At 51.7% G+C, this 22147-nt stretch carries 18 protein-coding genes; 10 read left to right on the forward strand and 8 right to left on the reverse strand.

Annotated features, from left to right (window positions below):
* Window position 1: 1 nt before the first annotated feature.
* From ACO0LN_RS15730 to ACO0LN_RS15740, 3 genes are all read right to left on the reverse strand, one after another.
* Window positions 2-1360 carry an NAD(P)-dependent oxidoreductase gene (locus ACO0LN_RS15730; protein ID WP_422975357.1) on the reverse strand — a complete coding sequence of 453 codons (1359 nt, stop codon included), beginning with the start codon at window positions 1358-1360 and terminating at the stop codon, window positions 2-4.
* Window positions 1361-1533: 173 nt separating this feature from the next.
* Window positions 1534-3033 carry a CoA-acylating methylmalonate-semialdehyde dehydrogenase gene (locus ACO0LN_RS15735; protein WP_422975359.1) on the reverse strand — a complete coding sequence of 500 codons (1500 nt, stop codon included), beginning with the start codon at window positions 3031-3033 and terminating at the stop codon, window positions 1534-1536.
* Between the two features lie 13 nt (window positions 3034-3046).
* Window positions 3047-4357, reverse strand: a complete 1311-nt coding sequence (locus ACO0LN_RS15740; RefSeq protein WP_422975361.1) for an aspartate aminotransferase family protein — start codon at window positions 4355-4357, stop codon at window positions 3047-3049.
* A 175-nt stretch (window positions 4358-4532) separates the two neighbouring features.
* Between ACO0LN_RS15740 and ACO0LN_RS15745 the strand changes: the two genes are divergently transcribed.
* From ACO0LN_RS15745 to ACO0LN_RS15755, 3 genes are all read left to right on the forward strand, one after another.
* On the forward strand, window positions 4533-5975 hold the full coding sequence (locus ACO0LN_RS15745) for a PLP-dependent aminotransferase family protein (RefSeq protein ID WP_422975363.1): 1443 nt from the start codon (window positions 4533-4535) through the stop codon (window positions 5973-5975).
* Window positions 5968-6612: a TetR/AcrR family transcriptional regulator gene (locus ACO0LN_RS15750; protein ID WP_422975365.1), complete on the forward strand. Its 645-nt coding sequence runs from the start codon at window positions 5968-5970 to the stop codon at window positions 6610-6612. Before ACO0LN_RS15745 ends, ACO0LN_RS15750 begins: the two co-directional genes overlap by 8 nt.
* A 170-nt stretch (window positions 6613-6782) precedes the next feature.
* Window positions 6783-8390: a DUF3369 domain-containing protein gene (locus ACO0LN_RS15755; RefSeq protein ID WP_422975367.1), complete on the forward strand. Its 1608-nt coding sequence runs from the start codon at window positions 6783-6785 to the stop codon at window positions 8388-8390.
* Between the two features lie 26 nt (window positions 8391-8416).
* Here the strand turns inward: ACO0LN_RS15755 and ACO0LN_RS15760 are convergent, their stop codons facing one another.
* Window positions 8417-8848, reverse strand: coding sequence for a MerR family transcriptional regulator (locus ACO0LN_RS15760; RefSeq protein ID WP_422975369.1), 432 nt, complete (start codon window positions 8846-8848; stop codon window positions 8417-8419).
* A gap of 82 nt (window positions 8849-8930) precedes the next feature.
* On the opposite strand from ACO0LN_RS15760, the gene ACO0LN_RS15765 reads away from it, so the two are divergent.
* Both ACO0LN_RS15765 and ACO0LN_RS15770 read left to right on the forward strand, forming a co-directional pair.
* A complete protein-coding gene (locus ACO0LN_RS15765; RefSeq protein WP_422975371.1) occupies window positions 8931-11513 on the forward strand; it encodes a heavy metal translocating P-type ATPase in 2583 nt (860 codons plus the stop codon).
* Between the two features lie 68 nt (window positions 11514-11581).
* Complete coding sequence (locus ACO0LN_RS15770) at window positions 11582-12502, forward strand: metallophosphoesterase family protein (protein ID WP_422975373.1); 921 nt, start codon at window positions 11582-11584, stop codon at window positions 12500-12502.
* Between the two features lie 21 nt (window positions 12503-12523).
* On the opposite strand, the gene ACO0LN_RS15775 is transcribed toward ACO0LN_RS15770, so the two are convergent.
* Window positions 12524-12976, reverse strand: coding sequence for a MarR family winged helix-turn-helix transcriptional regulator (locus tag ACO0LN_RS15775; protein WP_422975375.1), 453 nt, complete (start codon window positions 12974-12976; stop codon window positions 12524-12526).
* A 58-nt stretch (window positions 12977-13034) separates the two neighbouring features.
* On the opposite strand from ACO0LN_RS15775, the gene ACO0LN_RS15780 reads away from it, so the two are divergent.
* From ACO0LN_RS15780 to ACO0LN_RS15790, 3 genes are all read left to right on the forward strand, one after another.
* Window positions 13035-13409: a cupin domain-containing protein gene (locus ACO0LN_RS15780; protein WP_422975377.1), complete on the forward strand. Its 375-nt coding sequence runs from the start codon at window positions 13035-13037 to the stop codon at window positions 13407-13409.
* A 242-nt stretch (window positions 13410-13651) separates the two neighbouring features.
* On the forward strand, window positions 13652-14692 hold the full coding sequence (locus ACO0LN_RS15785) for a GMP reductase (RefSeq protein WP_422975379.1): 1041 nt from the start codon (window positions 13652-13654) through the stop codon (window positions 14690-14692).
* Between the two features lie 413 nt (window positions 14693-15105).
* On the forward strand, window positions 15106-15867 hold the full coding sequence (locus tag ACO0LN_RS15790; RefSeq protein ID WP_422975381.1) for an energy transducer TonB: 762 nt from the start codon (window positions 15106-15108) through the stop codon (window positions 15865-15867).
* A 90-nt stretch (window positions 15868-15957) separates the two neighbouring features.
* On the opposite strand, the gene ACO0LN_RS15795 is transcribed toward ACO0LN_RS15790, so the two are convergent.
* The 3 genes from ACO0LN_RS15795 to ACO0LN_RS15805 form a co-directional block, all read right to left on the reverse strand.
* Window positions 15958-17592 (reverse strand): methyl-accepting chemotaxis protein, encoded by a 1635-nt coding sequence (locus tag ACO0LN_RS15795; protein ID WP_422975383.1) that lies wholly within the window; start codon window positions 17590-17592, stop codon window positions 15958-15960.
* 271 nt (window positions 17593-17863) lie between these two features.
* Window positions 17864-18694 carry a tRNA cyclic N6-threonylcarbamoyladenosine(37) synthase TcdA gene (gene tcdA / locus ACO0LN_RS15800; protein WP_422975385.1) on the reverse strand — a complete coding sequence of 277 codons (831 nt, stop codon included), beginning with the start codon at window positions 18692-18694 and terminating at the stop codon, window positions 17864-17866.
* Window positions 18695-18766: 72 nt separating this feature from the next.
* A complete protein-coding gene (locus tag ACO0LN_RS15805) occupies window positions 18767-19510 on the reverse strand; it encodes a helix-turn-helix domain-containing protein (protein ID WP_422975387.1) in 744 nt (247 codons plus the stop codon).
* A 283-nt stretch (window positions 19511-19793) separates the two neighbouring features.
* Here ACO0LN_RS15805 and ACO0LN_RS15810 point away from each other — a divergent pair, with 283 nt between their 5' ends.
* Window positions 19794-21212, forward strand: coding sequence for an FAD-binding oxidoreductase (locus ACO0LN_RS15810; protein WP_422975389.1), 1419 nt, complete (start codon window positions 19794-19796; stop codon window positions 21210-21212).
* Window positions 21209-22096, forward strand: a complete 888-nt coding sequence (locus ACO0LN_RS15815) for a class I SAM-dependent methyltransferase (RefSeq protein WP_422975391.1) — start codon at window positions 21209-21211, stop codon at window positions 22094-22096. Before ACO0LN_RS15810 ends, ACO0LN_RS15815 begins: the two co-directional genes overlap by 4 nt.
* Window positions 22097-22147 lie beyond the last annotated feature (51 nt).

Consider the following 22147-nt stretch of genomic DNA (forward strand, 5'->3'; position numbering starts at 1 on the left):
ATTACACCTTCGCTTTCAAATCATTATCAATCGCCAGCGCTGCCAGCTTGCCATGTTGGACTGCCTGTACGGTCAAGTCCTGCCCGTCAGCGATGCAATCGCCGCCTGCATAAATGCCGGATACACTGGTGCGGTAATGCGCATCCACATGGATTTTGTCATTCTGCTTTTGCAGGTCTTTTGCCAGGCCGTCTGACAGGCTGCTACTGTCCATGCATTGACCTATGGCCTTGAAGACGGCTTGAGCGGGGATATCGATCGTTGCGCCGCTGGTTTGCAATTTTCCACCCACTTCTTTGGTACGTGCAAAGCGCATGGCGCTGACCTTGCCTTCTGCATCGCGCAAGACTTCTTGCGGTTGCGCCCAGGTGACGATGCGCACCTGGTTGGCTTTGGCGATGTCCTGTTCATGGTGAGTGGCAGACATATGCTCTGCACCACGGCGGTACACCAGCGTGACTTGCTCCGCACCAAGCCGGGCGATTTGCACTGCCATATCGATGGCGGTATTACCGGCACCGATGACCACGCATTGTTTGGGTACGGGTAACTTAGTCAGGTCTTCTGCCTGACGCAGTTCAGCGATGTAATCTACCGCTGCCATCAGGCCGGGGGCATCTTCACCTGTCAAGCCTAACTGACGGCTGGCACCCAGACCGAGACCCAAGAAGACGGCATCATAATCGCGGCGCAAATCTGCCAGGTGCAGGTTCTGCCCCAGTACCTGTTCATGCTTGACGGTGATGCCGCCAATTTGCAGCAGGAATTCTACCTCGCGCTGCGCACTGTCTTCTGTCAGTTTGTACTTGGCGATCCCGTATTCATTGAGGCCACCGGATTTTTGCTTTGCTTCAAAAATAACGACATCGTGACCCAGCGTCGCCAGCCTGTGTGCACAGGATAAACCTGCTGGCCCACCGCCAACGATAGCGATTTTTTTACCTGTACTGGCGGCGCGCTGGAAAGGATGCTGTTCAAACTTTGCATTGTCGAGTGCAAAGCGTTGCAGCAGACCGATCTTGACCGGTGCACCTTCTGCATCATGATTGCGCACGCAAGCATGCTCACACAAAATCTCGGTCGGGCAAACGCGTGAGCAGCTTGCACCGAGTATGTTTTGATCGAGGATGACCTTGGCTGCGCCATTGATATTGCCGACAGCAATATTCTGGATAAAGCTGGGCACATCAATTTCTGACGGGCAGATGCGTGTGCAGGGAGCGTCGTAACAATAGAGGCAGCGGTCACTTTCTATCGCTGCCTGGCGCTTGTTCAGTGCCGGATTCAAATCAGTGAAATGCGAACGCAGCGCTTCCTGACTTTCTTCTGCCTGGGGTAAATGCTTAAGGGCTTCCAACATGGTGGCTCCAATCGATCTTGAGAATTCTTTTTACAAGCAATTTTCGTGACAGCTAATTTACTACTTTAGGACTTACGAAAAATTGTCCCAGCAAGGCGCAGCGACGAAGACAGTACTTTAGTACGGCTAGGAGCTGCAACGCCGCTGGGGCGATTTTCTCGTATGTCCCGCGTTTATTTATTTTGAGGGAAGGAGAATTCCGCCCCCTTGGAAATGCTGTCTGGCCAGCGCTGCATGACTGCTTTCACACGCGTATAAAAGCGTACGCCTTCAGGGCCGTAGATGTGATGATCGCCAAACAGGCTGCGCTTCCAGCCACCAAAACTATGGAAGGCCATGGGCACAGGCAGTGGTACATTCACACCGACCATGCCAACCTGTATCATGCGCACAAATTCACGTGCAGTACCGCCATCGCGGGTGAATACGGCAACGCCATTGCCGTATTCATGTTTGTTGATGAGGTCTGCTGCTGCTTCCATATCCGGTACGCGTACTACGCACAGGACCGGGCCAAAAATCTCTTGCTTATAGACGGTCATTTCTGGTGTCACATGATCAAACAGGCTGCCACCGCAGAAGAAGCCTTGCTCATGTCCTGGCACTTTGAAGTTGCGGCCATCGACGACGAGTTTTGCGCCTTCTGCCACACCGTCACCGATCAGGCTTTCTATACGCTCTTTGGCGGCGTGAGTGATGACAGGGCCCATTTCAGCATCCGGCACCAGGCCGTTATTGATCTTGAGGGATTTGACACGCGCTGCCATCGCATCGACCAGAGCATCAGCAGCAGAACCAACCGCGACTGCGACCGAGATCGCCATGCAGCGCTCACCGGCAGAACCATAAGCTGCACCCATCAGTGCATCGACTGCCATTTCCAGATCAGCATCAGGCATGACAACCATGTGATTTTTTGCGCCACCGAGTGCCTGCACGCGTTTGCCATTGGCGCAACCGCGTGCGTAGATTGCCTGGGCAATTGGTGTCGAACCTACGAAGCTGATGGCCTGTACTTCTGGATGATCAAGCAGTGCATCAACAACAGTTTTATCACCTTGCACGACATTGAATACACCATCAGGCAAACCCGCCTGCTTGAGCAGTTTTGCATGCAGCAAGGATGCAGATGGGTCGCGCTCGGACGGTTTCAGAATAAAAGTATTGCCGCAGGCGATAGCGATAGGGAACATCCACATCGGCACCATGACGGGAAAGTTGAATGGCGTGATACCTGCGACTACACCCAGCGGCTGACGCATGCTGCAGGCATCAATGCCCCGGGCGATTTGCTCGGAGTATTCACCCTTCAACAGTTGTGGGATGCCGATGGCAAATTCCACCACTTCTATGCCGCGTGCGACTTCACCCTTGGCATCGGCCAGGGTCTTGCCATGTTCCTTGGTCAGCAAATTGGCGAATTCATCGATGTGCTGTTGCAGCAGGTTCAGGTAAGCCATTAGCACACGGGCGCGTGACAAGGCTGGTGTGTTTGACCATGCAGGAAAAGCCTTCGCTGCTGCGGCAACTGCCAGGTTAACGTCCTGCTCGCTGCCCAGTGCGACCTGGCCCTGCACCGAACCTAGTGCAGGATTATAGATATCGGCAAAGCGTGGCTGCACGCTTTGATGCAGTTCGCCGTTAATGTAATGATTGACTTGATATGTGGTCATGATGCCCGCCGGATTAGTCGAGGTGTTTCAAAATGTCATGCAATTTTCCGAACAACTGATCTACGTGTTTTTTCTCCAAAATCAATGGAGGTGACATGGCGATGATGTCGCCCGTCGTGCGTACCAGTACGCCTTCGGCAAAGGCTTTCTTGTAGGCTGCCATGGCGCGTGCACCGACTTTGCCTGGCATGGATTCCAGCTCTATTGCACCGATCAGGCCGACATTGCGCAAATCTATGACGTGTGGCAAGCCTTTCAGGGAATGCAGGCCATCTTCCCAATAGGCCGTCATGCTTTGTGCATGTTCCAGTATCTTTTCTTCCTTGAAGACTTTCAGCGATGCGAGGCCAGCTGCAACCGCCAGTGGGTGGCCAGAATAGGTGTAACCATGGAACAGTTCTATGCCTGCCGGGCCGGCCATCAGTGAGTCGTAAATCTTTTGGTGGCTGAATACCGCCCCCATAGGCACGACACCATTGGTCAGTCCCTTGGCTGTGGTCATCAGGTCAGGTGTGACATCAAAAAAGTCAGATGCAAACGGCGTTGCCATGCGGCCAAAGCCAGTGATGACTTCATCAAATATCAGCAGGATGCCATGTTTGTCGCACAGTTCACGCAGGCGTTTCAGGTAACCTTTTGATGGCAGGATGACGCCAGCAGAACCCGCCAGCGGTTCAACGATGACGGCAGCAATGGTGGAGATGTCATGCAACGCAATAATTCGCTCAAGTTCATCGGCCAGATGGGTGCCGTATTCTGGCAGGCCACGGGTAAAGGCATTTTTTTCCAGGTTATGGGTGTGCGGCAGGTAATCAACGCCCGCCAGCAAGGTGCCAAACTGTTTGCGGTTGGCTGGCAAGCCGCCGAGCGACATACCGCCGAAACCTACCCCATGGTAGCCACGTTCGCGGCTGATAAATCGAGTACGCTGGGCTTCGCCGCGGCTGCGGTGGTAAGCCAGCACCATTTTCATGGCAGTATCAACAGCTTCTGAGCCAGAGTTTGTGTAGAACACCTGGCCAAATCTGTTGCCACTGTAGTCTATCAACTGTTCTGCCAGCTCAAACGCTTGCGGGTGGCCGATCTGGAAGGCGGGCGCGTAATCCAGGGTCGCTACCGACTCCTGTACCGCTTTCACCACTGTCGGGTGGGAATGTCCCAGCGGCACGCACCACAGGCCTGCCGTGCCGTCGAGTATCTCGCGGCCATTCTGGTCACGGTAGTACATGCCAGAGGCAGAGGCCACCAGGCGGGGCGCCTCTTTATAGTCACGGTTGGCCGTGAAAGGCATCCAGTAGGAATTGAGTTGTTGTTTGCTGAGCATGGGCTTCTCCTTGACACTGAAAACAATTTACCAAGTGGTAAAAATATGCTGAAATGCTAAATAAGCATATGCAGTAATGACATATACAGCCAGTTTAATTTCATCCAACCGTATTGGTAGCCAGAACATAACAGTTACGTGCGTTTGCACAATTTGTGTTCAGCGAGGAGCAAGCATGGACACCGTAAAAGAACAGCAGGTAGCAGAGCAAAGTCCGATCTGGCCGCAACTGGCGCTGGAGCGCAGCCGCCAGGCAAGCCTGGTAGAGCAGATCGTGCAGGAAGTAAGCCGTCTGGTGCGCCAGAACGACCTGGCGCAGGGCAGCAAGATGCCATCGGTGCGGCAATTCGCCAAATGCAATGCGGTCAGCACCTTTACAGTTGTGGAATCTTATGAGCGCCTGATCACCCTGGGATTGCTGAGTTCACGACGTGGCTCTGGGTATTTTGTCACCAAACCGGCCTGTACACCGCAGCCCATGGCGCAAGCCGTCATACCCAGCGCGCTGGATGCCTTAAGCCCCGATTTGTATTCCGGTGTATCCAGCGCCCTGCCCGTAGGTTCTGGCTGGTTGCCGCCAGAATGGTATGGCGATGATATTTTGCTGGATGCCCTGAAGCAATCGATGCGCATCCCTACCCAGCGCCTGCGTGGTTATGGCAATCCCCTGGGTTTCCCCAGCCTGCGCCAGCACCTGGCCAGCAGCCTGTCGCAGGAATTGTTCAGTGTTGATTCTGAACAGATTTTGCTGACCCATGGCGCTACCCATGGCTTTGACCTTATCCTGCGCACGCTATGTAAACCCGGCGATACCGTTCTGGTCGAAGACCCGGGTTATAGCAATCTGCTATCCCTGATACGCCATCACGGCTGCATACCTATAGGCATAGCCCGCGATGAAAAAGGCCTGAACCTCGACAGCCTCATGGAAAAGGCCCTGCTGCACCAGCCCAAGCTGATGTTTGTGAATACAGTCTTGCAAAACCCGCTGGGCACCAGCCTCTCCCAGGCACAGGCGCACCGCCTGCTGGCTTTGGCAGAACAGTTTGACTTCTGGTTAGTCGAAGATGATATCTATCGTGAACTATGCCCGCGCCCTGAACCCTCGCTGGCAGCGATGGATGGTTTGCGCCGTGTGATACGGGTAGGCAGTTTTTCCAAAACGCTCTCCCCTACCCTGCGTGTAGGCTCAGTCTGTGCATCGCATTCGCTGATAGGTGAACTGTTGAGGGTGAAGATGCTGGCTGGTTTGACCACATCTGAAATCAATGAACGTGCGGTGCTACACGCGATCAGCTCGCGTCTGTACCGCCGCATGCTGGAAAAGCTTAAACGCCAGTTGGAAACTTCACGCAATGCCAGCATGGATTTGTTACTGGCCGCAGGTCTGACCCCATTGGCAGAACCACGCGGTGGTATGTTCATCAGTGCAGGCTGGAAAGATAGCAAGGCCAGTGCCAGCGAGATTTCACGGCAGGCTTTGCAGGAAGGCATCTTGCTGGCACCTGATGAATTCTTCAGCCTGCGCACCAGCGAGCACCCATGGTTCCGCTTCAATATCGCTTATAGCGGTGATGAAGCATTGAAAGCCTTTTTGATGAAGCAGCGTCATGGATAGAGCACCAGACAAACTCACGCGCTCACGCGATGCGCTGCAAGCACGCATCATGCAGGCGGCGGTGGAGGTATTTGCCGAGGCTGGTTATGCAGGCACGGCGCTGGCATCGATAGCCGAACGGGCTGGCCTGTCGAAACAGAATTTGCTGTACTACTTCCCGACCAAGCAAATCCTGTACGAAAAGGTACTGGACCAGGTGCTCGATCAATGGCTGGACCGCATGAATATCCTCGCAGACCCCGATCAAGACCCGGCGACACTACTGGGAAACTACATACGTGCCAAGCTGCGCTTCTCGCGCGAACAACCGCAGGCTTCACGCGTATATGCGATGGAAGTCATCAGCGGTGCACCTGTGTATGCCGAGACCATGCGCAATAAAATACTGCCCTTATTGCAAAAAGATATAGCCGTTTTTGAAGCCTGGATGGCGGCTGGCAAAATCGCTGCCGTGAACACGACACATTTGTTGTTCTCAATCTGGGCGATGACGCAGTCGTATGCTGACTTTGCAGCACAAATGAGCCTGGTGCTGGGTCATAGTCCATTAAACAACAATGACTTTGAAGATGCCGAGACATTGATAGTTGATATGGTATTGCATCGACTACACCTGCAGGCCGCAGCCCCCGTCTAGTTGCCCTTGGATTTGAGGTAATGTAAATGTCTGTCAAATACCACGGAAATAAAATAATGCCTGAAGGCACTTAAGGGAAAATGCTGGCATAATAAATTCTGAGGATACCAAAACTCATTTCGATTGATTTTCCAAAAGTCATGTTGCAATGCAAATGATCGGGGGAATGCATGAATCACGAACAGGGATCTGACGAAGACTGGATCATCGAAGACGAGAGTAATGACAAGTCACAGGATCAACTGAACTCTTCATTTGAATCACACCCCTGGCGGCTACTCATTGTCGACGATGAAGAAGACATTCACGCCGTTACCCGCCTGGCCCTCTCAAATATCGTTTTCAAGGGGCGCCCGCTGGATATACTGTCAGCGCACAGTGCATCTGAAGCATTTGATATCTTAAGCAAAGAAAACGACATCAATCTGATCTTGCTCGATGTCGTGATGGAAACCGATGACGCTGGCCTGCGTCTCGTCAAACGCATACGCGAAGAATTAAAAAATCAACTGGTACGCATCGTCCTGCGGACTGGCCAGCCCGGCCAGGCACCGGAGAAAAGTGTCATCGTCGATTACGATATCAATGACTATAAAACCAAGACCGAGCTGACAACCCAGCGCCTGTTCACAACTGTCATCGCCTCCTTGCGTGCCTATGAAGGCTTGCTGTCAATAGAGCGCAGCCGCATAGGGTTGACACGCATACTGCAGGCGTCTGCCAACCTGTATGAATTAAAGTCCTTGAAAGAATTTGCCAGCGGCGTGCTGAACCAGATAGGTGCAATACTGGATGTCGGTGCCGACGGTGTTCTATGTCTTTCTCGTAATCCACTTGGCAGCAATGGCGGCAACCTGCAAGCCAGTGTAGTTGCAGCGACTGGCACTTATAGCAATTATTCCGGGCTGAACAAACTGCCACAGGATTGCGAGTGGACAGCCATCGTAGAAAGGGCCTTTAACGAAAAGAAAAGTCAGTTCCAGCATCCTGCCGATGTCTTGTTCATCCACACCCGGCAAGGCCATGAATTTGCCATATTGGTGACACCGCCCTGGCCGCTGGGCCAGATGCAGCGAGACTTGCTGGAATTATTCTGCGACCGCATCGCTGCCGCCTTTGATAACCGCTATCTGAACGAGCAATTGCAAAAAGCCCAGGAGGCCTCGGTGGTTGCCTTGACTGACCTGGCAGAATCTCGTGACACGGATACTGGCGGCCATGTGCAGCGCGTTTGCCGGCTGACCAATGCAATTGCCAGAGAACTCAAGCGGCGCAATGATTTTGCGGCTGACCTGACGCCGCAATTCATGGAAATGGTGGGCATCGCCAGCATTCTGCATGATGTCGGCAAGGTAGCGACGCCAGATGCTGTCCTGCTGAAAGCTGGCGGGCATGACAAACATGAACGCGTAATCATGGAATACCACGCACTGGCAGGGGAAACTGTACTGGCGAGGGCTGCCACCATGGTCGATGGTGTCAGTTACCTGACTTATGGCTCACAGATTGCAGGCAGCCATCATGAACATTTTGATGGCCAAGGTTACCCGCGCAAATTAAAGGGGGAAGAAATCCCCTTATCGGCACGCATAGTTGCCGTAGTCGATGTGTTTGATGCCCTGCTGCATCGCCGCCCGTACAAGGAACCATGGTCGCTAGAAGACACCATCGCCTATATCAAATCCAGGAGCGGCACACAGTTTGACCCTCTAGTCGTTGATGCCCTGATCCATTATGTACAGACCGAGCAACCGGACTGGGTCGCCAGCGGAGAATAATCAAACCCGGCCCCATTCCCTCTATCTCAATGCTGACAGGCTTTTCCGTCTGCCGGCTTATCACTTGCCAGCGCCTGAATAATCGGGCACTGCGTCTGCTGGGCTGATGATGCGCATTGATGTATCAGTTCAGTCAACATGTCTTCCATCCTGTGCAGGTCAGCCAGCTTGGCCTTCACCTGTAACAAGCGTTCTTGCGCAACGTCTCGTATGGCTTGTTTGTCATTACCATCTTCGAGCATCAGCAAATTGGCGATTACATCCAGACTGAAACCTAACTCCTGCGCTCTTTTGATAAAACGTATGCGCTCTGCCAGGCTGGCTGGATAGGTTCTGAAACCACTTGCCACCTCGGGCACTGGCAGCAATTCGCGGCGCTGATAGTAACGTATGGTTTCCACGCCTACGCCTGCTGCCTTGGCTAACTGCCCTATCGTATATTGATCTGCATCAGACATTATTAAATAATCCTTGACTCTGTTCTTGGGTACGGAGTCTATGATAAGGCAATATCATTTTATCTGTACGGGAGCATCATCCATGACCCAGGATCACACCACCCACGAGCACAGCGGCAATTGTTGCGGTCATAAGCATGACGAGCAGGCAACCGCAATTCAGGAAAAAAAATATACCGACCCGGTCTGCGGCATGCAAGTCAGCAAGAACAATGAAAAGACAGCCCGTTTTCAAGGTGTCGCCTATTATTTTTGCAGCATGTCCTGCGTCAGCAAGTTCAATGCTGCGCCTGAGAACTATGTGAAGGCCAAGAAGGTCATAGGACTGGGCAGTGTCAATACTGCGAGCACAGATGCCATGCAAAGCGATGCACAGGGTGAGCACAAAGACCCGGTCTGTGGCATGCGTGTCAATGGGCAAAGCCAGCACCAGTTTGTGCATGACGGGCAGTGTTATTATTTTTGTTGTAATGCCTGCCTGGAAAAATTCAGCAAAGATCCTGCCGCCTGGCTGGACCCGGCCAAACGCCCCGCACCTAAGCCCGTCGCCAAGGATGCGATTTTCACCTGTCCCATGCACCTGGAAATAGAACAGGTGGGTCCGGGTACCTGCCCGCTGTGCGGCATGGCGCTGGAACCCAAGGAAGCCTCGGCAGAAGAGGACACCAGTGAACTCGATGACATGTCGCGGCGCTTCAAGTTCAGTCTGGTGTTGAGTTTGCCGCTGCTGATCATGACCATGGGTGACATGCTGCCTGGCGTGTCGTTTCATCACTTGCTGGGCATGACGGTGTTCAACTGGCTGCAATTCATCCTGGCGACACCTGTGGTGCTATGGGCTGGCCTGCCATTTTTTGAGCGTGCGCTGGCGTCCTTCAAGACAGGGCATCTGAACATGTTCAGTCTCATAGGGGTGGGCACTGCTGCAGCTTATGTATTCAGCCTGGTAGCATTGCTGTTACCGGGTATATTGCCTGCCGCCTTCAAGATGGATGGCATGGCACCACTGTATTTTGAAGCAGCGGCCGTCATCATTACTTTAGTCTTGCTGGGACAGGTACTGGAATTGCGGGCGCGCTCGCAAACCAATGCGGCGATCAAGGCCTTGCTAGGCCTGACACCTGCGACTGCGATACGCATTGCTGCCGATGGTAGCGAGACTGAAATTGCCCTGGACGAAGTCCAGCTTAATGATAGTTTGCGCATCAAGCCAGGCGCGCATATACCTGTTGATGGTGTCGTGCTGGATGGTCATAGTAATGTCGATGAAGCCATGCTGACAGGTGAACCACTGCCCGTCAGCAAACAGGCTGGCAACAGAGTCAGTGCTGGTACCATCAATCAGCAAGGCAGCTTCAGCATGCGGGCTGAACGCATAGGCAAGGATACCCTGCTCGCCAGCATCATCAATCTGGTGAACCAGGCCGGACGTTCCCGCGCACCTATCCAGAAGCTGGCGGATCAGGTATCTGGCTGGTTTGTGCCGGGTGTGATTGCCGCTGCCGTGCTGGCCTTCATCGCATGGGCAGTATGGGGGCCAGCGCCGGGGATGGCGAATGGTTTGATGGCTGCAGTATCAGTGTTGATTATTGCCTGTCCTTGCGCACTTGGACTGGCCACGCCGATATCGGTCACAGTGGGTATAGGTCGCGGTGCCCACGATGGTGTACTGATCAAGGACGCAGAAGCACTGGAGAGGCTGGAAAAAATCGACACCCTGCTGATAGACAAAACCGGCACGCTGACAGAGGGCAAACCCACAATGCAACACTTCAGCGTCGCCAGCGGCGAATCAGAAACGGACTTGCTGGCGCTGGCCATGGCACTGGAACAACACAGTGAACACCCGGTTGCCCATGCCATCGTCAGCTATGCAGAGTCTCGCGGTGCAAAGTCCATTGCCATCAGCAATTTTACGTCCATCACGGGCAAGGGTGTCAGCGCCACAGTAGATGGCAAGACGGTCTTGCTGGGTAACCCTGCACTGTTGAAAGAACATGCCATAGAGCTGCCAGGCTTTGAATCGCAAATCAGTGATCTGCAGGCGCAGGGACATACGGTCATGCTGCTGGCGGTTGCACAAAAAGCCGTGGCCATGCTCAGTGTTGCAGACAAAATCAAGAGTAACAGCAAAGAGGCCATCACTCAATTGCAGCAGCAGGGCATGCACATCATCGTGCTGACGGGTGATAACGCCAGGACTGCCCAGGCAGTGGCAAAACAACTGGGACTCGACGATGTGCGGGCAGACTTGCTGCCAGCCGACAAGTTCCGCATCGTACAGGAATTACAGGAACAGGGTCACGCAGTTGCCATGGCTGGCGATGGCATCAATGATGCACCTGCGCTGGCGCAGGCTGATGTTGGCATCGCCATGGGCATCGGCACCGACGTCGCCATGCACAGCGCCCATGTGGTGCTGGTCAAAGGTGATTTGCGCGGCATAGTAAAAGCCCGCGCCCTGAGCAAACAGGCCATGAAAAACATCAGACAAAACCTGTTCTTTGCCTTTGCCTACAATTTTGTCGGAGTGCCCATTGCCGCAGGCTTGCTGTATCCATGGTTCGGGATTTTACTCAGCCCCATGATAGCCAGTGCGGCGATGAGCCTGAGTTCAGTCTCCGTCATCAGCAATGCCTTACGCCTGCGGCATGCAAAGCTGTAGTATGCAATTGTCAGGAACAGGTAAAATACGCGCCTGTTCCTGCTCACCAAGTTTCATAAGAAGAATCCATGCGTATCTCCCGCCTGCTTGTTGCTCTCTCCACCCTGTTTATCCTGTCAGCACAGGCCGCAGATAAAACCAGGAAACCTGGCAAAAAACCTGTAGAAAAAACTGTCAGCACAACGGTCTATGTGGCTGGTGACATTGCCGATTGCCGCAAGCAACCTCCTGCAGAAAGCATGGCAGCCAGAACCGCAGAGCTGATAGCCGCCGGCCTGGCCAAAGACAATACAGCACGAGCCATTACCCTCGGTGACAATACCTACCCGGTAGGCAAGCCAGAAGAATTCACCAAATGCTATGAGCCCACCTGGGGACGCTTCAAGGATAAAACCCTGCCTTCACCGGGCAACCATGATTACGGCATGCCCAAGGCCCTGGGTTATTACAATTACTTTGGAGAACTGGCCGGGCCTGACAGGCGCGGCTACTATGCAACGCAATTAGGCAAGTGGCTGGTGCTCTCGCTCAACAGCAATCTCGACCCCAGCCAGATGCAAGTGCAGATGACATGGCTGAAAGAAGAGCTGGCCAGCAACAAACAAAACTGCACCCTGGCTTTCTGGCATCACCCTGTATATAGCTCAGGCGGCCATGGCAATAATAAGAACATGCAGGAAGCCTGGGCCATGCTGGTAGCAGCCAAGGCAGATCTGGTCCTGACTTCGCATGATCATGATTACGAGCGTTTTGTGCCACTGGATGCGAATGGCGACAGGGACGACAAGAATGGCATACGCAGTTTTGTGGTTGGCACTGGCGGGGCTAAACTGACACCGATGTTTTTACCCAAAGGGGCGACGGAGATACGAGACAATTCCACCCATGGCGTACTGAAACTGACTTTGCAAGACAAGTCTTACGAATGGGAATTTATGCCTGTTCCAGGCCAGGATTTTACCGATAAGGGCAAGGGCATTTGTCATTAAATACCGAGCCCCTGAACTTGTTTACAGCGGGCGCAACTTTGGTACGCCATACTCTGCATCGGCATTGATATGCTCAAGCACGGCGCGCATGGCTTTTACCTTGCTTGCGCCCATGCTCTCAATTAAACGATGTTCAAACTCCTGGTGAAAGGCGCGCGCCACCTTCATCAGGGCCAGTGCACGCGGTGTCAGGTGCAGCAATCTCACCCTTGCATCAGTAGTGTCATCTTCACGCCGCACATAGGCTTTTGCTTCCATATCATTGATGATTTTTAGCGCGCCCTGTGGAGTCATCCCCAGGCTTTCTGCAAGCTGCTTGAGATTTTGCGGATTGTTTTCCAGTAAACGAAAAACATAGCCGAAAGAACTGCCGACATCGGCATAGCCTTGCTGTGCCAGATGTTGATGCAATTGTTCTTTAAAGCTGCCAAAAGCCAGATTCAGCAATACGCCGAGATCCATATTTTCTTGCATGGTATTTTAATTCACCTTAGTTTATAATCTTTGGTGAATTATATCACAAGAGGAAATCATGAATCTGATCGACGCATCATCCGCCAAAGTGTTTACCATGCATGACGCCACATTCACTGGCCTTGCATCCCCCAGCCGCGGCTCAACAGAAAATTCAGCCTGGATCGTTGAACTAAGTGCCAACAAACCCGGCGTCGCGCACCAACTGACACGGGAAGAGATATTTATCTGCCTTTCAGGAACTGCGAAAGTAAGCCTCGGAGACGATCATTACACGCTGAGTGCAGGTGCATGCCTGATCGTACCTGCCCATACCCGTTTTTCAATCAGCAAGACCAGTGATGAGAATTTCAGAGCCGTAGCGATCTTGCCAGTAGGGGCTGAGGCAGTGCTGGAAGATGGCAAGACATTCACGCCACCATGGGCGCTGTAACCACACATTAACTACACATTAACGACTCATTAGCGACACATTAAAAAAGCAAGATGACTAGCATATCATCTTGACAATATCCGGGATATCCAGAATATGAAATGGATGATAAGGTCCATATCAAATTCAAATGATGATTCCGTATTTTTTTGCACTATACTCAAGTACGGCTCAACAACTTAGTCAGCTTTGCTGCCTGGGTTGTCACTTCCCGCGTCCGCCAGACGCATCATGGAGTCGTTATGCATATAGAAGAAACCCTCAGGCTGGATTTCAAGGACGTATTAATACGCCCAAAAAGGTCCACCCTCACCTCGCGCTCTCAGGTCAATCTGGAACGCGAATTCGTTTTCCATCATTCCCGCAAGACTTATCACGGCATCCCCATCATTGCTGCAAACATGGATTCTACCGGCACCATGGAAATGGCCGCTGCACTGGACCCGCATCAGTTATCGGTAGCCCTGCACAAGCATTACGATGAAGACGCACTGGTCGACTATTTCTCTGCTTTGCAAAAGAAATCGACGGCCTTTTATTCGATGGGTATTACCCAGTCCGATTTTGAGAAATTCTCTGCCGTCATGGCGCGCGCTCAGAACGCCATAGAATATGTCTGCATCGATGTGGCGAATGGTTATACCGAGGGCTTTATCAATTTCGTCAAAAAAGTGCGCACCACTTATCCACACCTGACCATCATGGCAGGCAATGTGGTGACCGGTGACATTACTGAAGAACTGATACTGGCCGGTGCCGACATCGTCAAGGTGGGCATAGGCCCGGGCTCAGTCTGCACAACGCGCAAGATGACAGGCGTGGGTTATCCGCAATTATCAGCCGTGATTGAATGTGCGGATGCTGCGCATGGCCTGGGCGGGCAAATTTGCGCCGACGGTGGCTGCGTTGTACCGGGTGATCTGGCCAAGGCGTTTGGTGCCGGTGCAGACTTTATCATGCTGGGTGGCATGCTGGCTGGTCATGATGAATGTGCTGGCGATCTGGTAGAACGCGATGGTCAGCAATTCAAACGCTTCTACGGCATGAGCAGCCGTGCCGCGATGGACAAGTACGCAGGTGGCGTTGCCAAATACCGTGCGTCAGAAGGCAAGGAAGTATTGATTCCTTACCGCGGCCCGGTAGAAACAACCTTACAGGACATACTCGGTGGCGTGCGCTCAGCCTGCACTTATGTGGGCGCGCACAAACTCAAGGAGTTGACCAAGCGCACGACCTTCATCCGGGTCACCCAGCAATTGAATGAAGTGTTCGGAAAATCCTGACCTGAATAAATCCTGTTTAGTACTAAACAAAATTAACATAATCTCGTAACAATACTACAAGCCAGCTTCGCAAGAAGTTGGCTTTTTTTTCATAATTATTATCAATTAAATGATTTAGCCTGCATTTGGCATAAATCATGCATAGATATGCGATATTTATGCCATTTTGACAGGTGAATTTTCATGATTTCAATCACATCTGTGATTTGAATATTGCTAAGTGCCTACATCCATGGCAGGATAGCCGTTCGGATTTGTGAAAATTTCCTGCGCAGCGAGCAAAATGATTTTGCACCAATTTATTGCAATTGTTTTGAAATGCACTATTTTCATGCGAACATTCTTTTCGCTGTAATACAGCCGATTGCTTGATTTAACTTTAGCTTTAAAAACGGTCTTTTGTCTGGAGTAATATGAAAACGGTAGTTACTAAAACAACAGGGAAGTTATCATTTCTCACTTTCAGCCTGGCATCCAGTGCCTTGCTCATTACTGCCTGCCAAAAAACACCGGAGCCTGCTCCTGTTACCAGTGCACCAGAGGCACCTTCATCGACAGCCATGCCAACTGGTTTGGTAAAAAATCCGGTCAAACATGCTGATACTGCCGATGTGACGAAGTGGATGGATATGGCATCCAACAAGTCAGCCGCGCAAATCGCCAAAGAAGAAAAACTGGCGAAAGAAGCTAAAGAGGCCAAAGAAGCAAAAGAGGCTAAAGACGCCAAGGATGCAAAAGCGGCAGCAGAAGCAAAAGCCCTGGCAGCCAAGGTAAAAGATGCGCCCAAAGCGGCATCAGCAACGGCTACTGCACCTGCCCCGGTACCTGTCGTCGCTGCACCCAAGCCGGTAGAAACGCCACCGCCAGTAGTCGCTGCTGCACCAAAGCCTGCACCAGTTGCGGCACCGGTTGAAAACCTGACTTTAAAAGTCGTCTCCAGCGTCCAGCCCAAATACCCCAGCACTGCAGTACGCGCAGGCATCACCTCAGGTGTAGTCAGCGCACGCGTGCATATTGATACGGATGGCAAGGTCTCGCAGGTAGAAATTGTCAAAGCCAATCCACCCAAACATTTTGACAGGGAAGTGATTGCGGCGGCATCTCAATGGAAGTACGCGCCGATTTCCAAGCCACTGACCACTTTGCTGGAATTTAATTTCAAGCTCGACAATTAAGACTAGCCATAATAAAAAGAGCCTGCCTGATGAAAATCAGGCAGGCTCTTTTATTTGCAGCTGTATTAAGGTAAGTATTCAGTCCGGTATTCAACCCAGACGCAAAGTCTTGCGCTGGTCCTGGTTGGCGGCTTCTGCCTTTTTGAACTTGCCGGTCTTGATGACATTGCCGCCCTCGGGCAGACCTGCGACCTTGAACACACCCACCACCTGATGCAGATTATCTGCCTGCTCAAGCAGGCTCTGGGCCGCAGCGGCGGCTTCTTCTACCAGAGCGGCATTATGCTGGGTCACCTGATCCATCTGTGTGATCGCCACATTCACCTGTTCTATGCCGCGGCTTTGTTCGCCCCCTGCGGCGGCAATTTCACTCATGATCTCGGCCACCTGTTTGACGGATGTCACGATCTGGTCCATGGTCACACCGGTTTCATCCACCAGTGCAGTGCCTGCATCGACTTTAGCCACAGAGTCACCGATCAATTGCTTGATCTCTTTGGCAGCACTGGCTGATCTTTGCGCGAGATTGCGAACTTCAGAAGCGACTACGGCAAAACCGCGCCCCTGTTCACCTGCTCTTGCCGCTTCCACCGCTGCATTCAAGGCGAGGATATTGGTCTGGAAGGCGATGCCATCGATGACGCCGATGATATCAACGATCTTGCGTGAGCTGTCCTTTATCGCACCCATGGTACTCACCATTTGCCCAACCACATCACCGCCCTTGCTGGCAAAGTCAGATGAGGACATCACCAGTTGATTCGCTTGCGAAGCACTGGCTGCATTATGCTGCACGGTTGAAGTCAGCTCCTCCATCGATGAAGCTGTTTCTTCGAGTGAGCTGGCCTGACTTTCAGTGCGCTCAGACAAATCCAGGTTACCGGCGGCAATTTCGTTCGATGCGGTGAAAATCGTGTCAGTACTGGTCCTGACCTGGCTGACGATGTTAATCAGGCTCTGATTCATATTGAACAAGGCTTGCAATAACTCACCTGTTTCATCTTTGGAACTGATCTTGATATCCTGACGCAAATCACCAGCGGCAATATTGTTGGCGATATCAATCGCGTAATTCAATGGGCGGGAAATACTGCGCACCAGCCACACACCCATGGCAGACCCAAACAATACAGACAATACAATGAACAGGGCTGCAAATACCTGGAAGCTGCGGAAGAAACTTTGCGAAGCTTCATACTCAGATTTACCTACGCTGAGCTGCAATTGTATGAGCCCATCCATCGATTCTTTCATGGATAAAAACAAGGGATCTACTTTGCCATGGAATAATTTTGAAGCCGCATCCATGTCCTTATTTTTTAACGCTGCCAAAGTCGGATTCAGCCCCTCGTCCAGAAATAATTTGCGCCTTGCTGCAAACTGGTCTGCCAGGACTTTTTCTTCTGGCGTCAGGTAAGTCGCCATGTATTCACCCCAGATCTTGCTCGCCTCAGCCTTGCCAGCTTCAACAGCAGCAATGTGGGCAGACGCTTTTTCCGGGTCATCAGTGATGGCCTTGGCGGTAATGACCTGATTTCTCATGATCAGGCGTATCACGCCATCCAGTTGGCCCAGCGCTACCAGCCTGTCGTCATACACAGTCTTGATGGAATTATTGCTGGCGTTCAAACTCAGAAACCCTGCAGAACCTATCGCCAGCACCAGCAGTGACAATAGAATGAAGCTGAAAATGAGCTTGGTCCTGATGCGAATATCCTGAAACATACTGGCCTCCGTAACGTCGGGCGGATGATGAAGAAACATGATTAAGCGTATTGCCTGCCTGACAAATTAATTCAAAGTACAGGGCAAAGTACAGGGCAAACGGGGACATGCGCATCTGGGCTGGCCTGATGCGTGATTTGACTTTAAATGCTAAAAGGCAATAACTCAAGGCATGACAAGTAATTCAACAATGCTGAGCTATTTTCCCCACAAAGTATGAAGAATTGTTTCCATACGCAAATATCGATATGAAATTTGGAAAATGTGAAAATTATTTTGCCTGATTGTCTATATCACTGGCAGCCAGCTTGCGCAAAACCTGCGCTGCTGCCATCAGGCCAAAAGAAGCAGTGACAACGATGGAAGAACCAAAACCGGCGCAATTCAAACCTGTCACAGCAATATTGGCATTAGTACTGGCATCGGCACCTGCACCAACTTCGCAAGCCTCGGCAGGCTCAGGCATGCTGAGCGCTTCCATGGAAAACACAGCATCAATACCAAATTTGCTTTTTGCGCCACGCGGAAAACCATGGTTCTGGCGCAGGCGCTTGCGTACCAGTGCCAGCAAAGGTTCTTGCTCGGTGCGTGAGAGATCACGAATTTCTATCTTGCCGGGATCAGTCTGCCCGCCTGCTGCACCTATGGTGATCAGCGGTATCGCATGCTGGCGGCAATAGGCGATCAGTGCGGTCTTGGCTTTGACATTGTCGATGGCGTCAATCACATAATCAAAACCCGGCTGGCCCAGCATGACATCGAGATTGTCTGGTGTGACAAAGTCTTCGACCTCATTTACCTTGCAATAGGGATTGATCAGTGCAATCCGTTCGGCCAATGCAGTAACCTTGGCTTTACCCACTGTATCGGTATTGGCCTGTATCTGGCGATTGATATTTGATTCAGCCACATTGTCGAGGTCTATCATGGTGATGCGGCCTATGGCACTGCGCGCCAGCGCCTCTACCACCCATGAACCTACACCGCCCACGCCTATGACGCAGACATGCGCCTGCTTGAAACGCTCAAGACCTGCCGCTCCATATAAACGGGCAATGCCACCAAAGCGGCGTTCAAAATCGATATCTATTACATCTTGCATAAGAAAATTGCGCCAAAAGGCTGGACATTGTAAGCAGGCGCTATTTTACTTGATGCGGCTCCAGACGTGACTTTAACGCCCGGCTTTGCGCTTCAAATCAGAGAATAGCGAAAATACCCATGGCCGGGTCGCCATCAACAGGGCCATGCCCTGTCTTTGTTCTGATGACAAGCTGGCATCAATATCTGCCAGCTCATTAAACTCAGTCAGCAACCGTGCGATTTTTCTTTGTAAAACAGCAATCGAAGCAGCACTGAGCTCGCGCGTTTCAAAACGCAAAGTCGCCTGCTCATCATGAAAATCATTCTGCAAGAATTCTTCCATAACCTTAGACTGGTATTTTCTGCGTATAGGCCCATCCTCACGCCATTGCAGAGTGGTATGGGTCAGTAACTTGATGCGGTTATGTGGATGCAGCTCTATCAATTCCAATCGTTCCAGCTTCATCAACAACTGCAATAACTCCGTTTCTGCAATCTCAAATTGCCTGGCAATTTCACGGACTTGCCACTGATTCAGCAAGAGATAAAAAACGCCCAGCAACCTGGGCTGGTCCGCCAGGGTCTGCTCTTGCAAGTCAGATAATTCCCCCTTGAGTTCCTGCTGGCCGCGTGCGAGTCTGGCCAGCTCCAGGAAATCCAGTTCCAGTAACTGACATATCGCCTCCAGCCTGCGCACAGTGAAAGTCGATTCAGAAAACAGGCGTTTCACGCTGGCTTCACTGATTTGCAGATGTGCCGCCAGTTGTGCATAGGTCAGGCCTTTTTGCTTCAGGTGCTTTTTCAGGGCAATCGTGATTTGCTGAGTCAGGTTCATGGCGCGTCCATTTTTGGGATAAATAGAATTGTATGCATTAAGGCAAGACCAAAAGGCTCACTGCAGAGACACAGAGACTCTGAGAAAAGCACGGGCACTCACCTCAGTTGTACTTCGCTTTTCTCAGTGCCCCCTCTGTGCCTCTGTGTTGAAAGGTCTTCTGTAAAAACTGAACGTGGCTTCATAAACGGCCAAGAGTATTGATATTCAATACTAATTTTTATTAGATTGTATATCAATACCTCGAATTGCAAAATGCAATCTTCTATCAAGGAGAAAAAGCATGCACGAGAACCACACCACGTACACGGTCAATGATATTCATTCCGCATTGAACCTCACCAGGGTCAGCGAGATCATAGAAATAAGCAACCTCCCTCAGCTTGCCGCCACGCTGGAAAAAGCCAAAAGCCAGGGGAAGAAAATTGCCATCAGCGCAGGCAGGCATGCGATGGGTGGGCAACAGTTTGCAGAAGATGCCATCTTGCTGGACATGCGTGGCATGGACAAGGTACTCAGCTTTGACCGTGAGCTGGGCATTATCACGGTAGAGGCTGGCATACAATGGCCAGCTCTGATTGATTATCTGGAAGCTGCGCAGAAAAACAGTATGCAGCCATGGGCAATACGGCAAAAACAGACCGGTGCCGATGACCTCAGCATAGGCGGTTGCCTGTCAGCGAATGTGCATGGTCGGGGCTTGCAAATGCGCCCTTTTATTGCTGATGTAGAGAGCTTCAGTCTGCTGGATGCACAGGGCAGATTACAGCACTGCAAGCGCGATACAAACAGCCATTTATTCAGACTGGCAATAGGCGGCTACGGTGCATTTGGCGTAATCACCAAAGTCAGTCTGCGCCTGAGCCAAAGACAAAAAATGCGGCGCGATGTCAGCATCATCTCGCTGGATGAATTGATGCCTGCATTCCAACAACGCATGGAAGCTGGCTATGTGTATGGCGACTTCCAGTTTGCCATTGACCCTGCCAGCCCTGACTTTTTGCAGCGAGGTGTTTACTCCTGTTATTGCCCGGTATCAGACGCCAGCAGCATACGCGAAGAACATGCCCTCAGCGATGAGCAATGGCAGCAATTGCTGATGCTCGCGCATGTAGATAAGAGCCGCGCCTTTGATTGTTACGCCCAGCACTATATGGCCAGCTCAGGCCAGATTTACTGGAGTGACAGACTGCAGCAAACAACCTATCTTGACGGCTATCACAAAAAAATAGACGAAATGCTCGGGCACCAGGGTTCGGAGATGATAGGTGAATTATATGTACCCAGGGCTGCACTGCCAGCCTTCATGCATGATGCCGCACAAGACTTTCGCCAGCATGCTGTCGATCTCATTTACGGTACCGTGCGTTTGATAGAAGCCGATACAGAAAGCTTTTTGCCATGGGCGAGACAAGACTATGCCTGCGTGATTTTCAATCTGCATACTGAACATACAGAAAGCGGTATCGCCGCAACCGCTGCAGCTTTCCGACGACTGATTGATCTCGCCATCAAACGCGATGGTAGTTTTTATCTGACCTATGGTCGCTTTGCCACAGTTGAGCAAACTCGCCATTGCTATCCAAACTTTGAAAACTTCCTGGCGTACAAACAGCGTCTTGATCCTGAGTCGCTATTCCAGAGTACCTGGTTACGCCATCATACGGCCATGTTTGCAACACACCTGGAGCAGGCGGCATGAAGACAGATCAGGCCAGCAACACCGCTCTTATCGTTGCAGCCGGGGTACAGATGCTGGCGCGTGATCCGGCTTACGCAGGTTTGGTACCGGCAGCCATGGCGGCGCATGGCCAGCGTTTATTACGGGTCAGCCACCCGCGCCTGTCCAGTCTGACTGCACGGCACTGGTTTCGCAGCCTTGCCTACGCAGCGGCAAAAATTACCCTGCCCGGCATCTTGCAGCACTATGTATTGCGCAAAATACTCATCAGGGAATATGTCGTCCGCGCAATCACTGCCGGTACCCGCCAGATCGTTTTGCTCGGTGCGGGTTACGATACCTTATGCATGGAGCTTGCTACGCCATATCCAGACTTGAGACTGATAGAAATCGATCACTCGGCTACCCAGGCGATCAAGCGCGCTGCGGCTGGAACATCGGGGGCAGCAGCGGCCGCAGGAGCGCATCGCATACACTATATAGCTGCCGAACTGGGTAAGCAAAAACTGAATGAGGTATTAAACAACTGCAAGGCATTCAATCCTGACCTGAAAACCCTGTTCATCGCAGAAGGCTTGTTGATGTATTTAACATGCAATGATATAGCCAGTTTGTTGAAACAAATGCAGATGGCAGCCACCAAAACAGCATTGGTTTTTACCTGGATGGAGATTCAGGCAGATGGCCAGCCCAATTTTCGGCCAGCCAGCAAGATTATCGACTTTTTCCTGAGGAAAAAAGCAGAACCCTTTTTATCTGGCATGCCGCAAGACAGGGTTCCGGTATTTTTAAAGCAACTAGGCTATGCCTTGCAAGACTTGAAGGAAAGCATTTCTGTATGCCCGCAGGACTGCCGTATCAAACCGATTGCCGGAGAATATATCTGCATGGCTGAGAGTCTGTGAACCTGAATTTGATATGACGCAAGCAGGGCCAGCCTGTCTATTGCATAATAA

The sequence above is a fragment of the Undibacterium sp. TC9W genome (assembly GCF_049339865.1).
Lineage (GTDB): Bacteria > Pseudomonadota > Gammaproteobacteria > Burkholderiales > Burkholderiaceae_D > Undibacterium.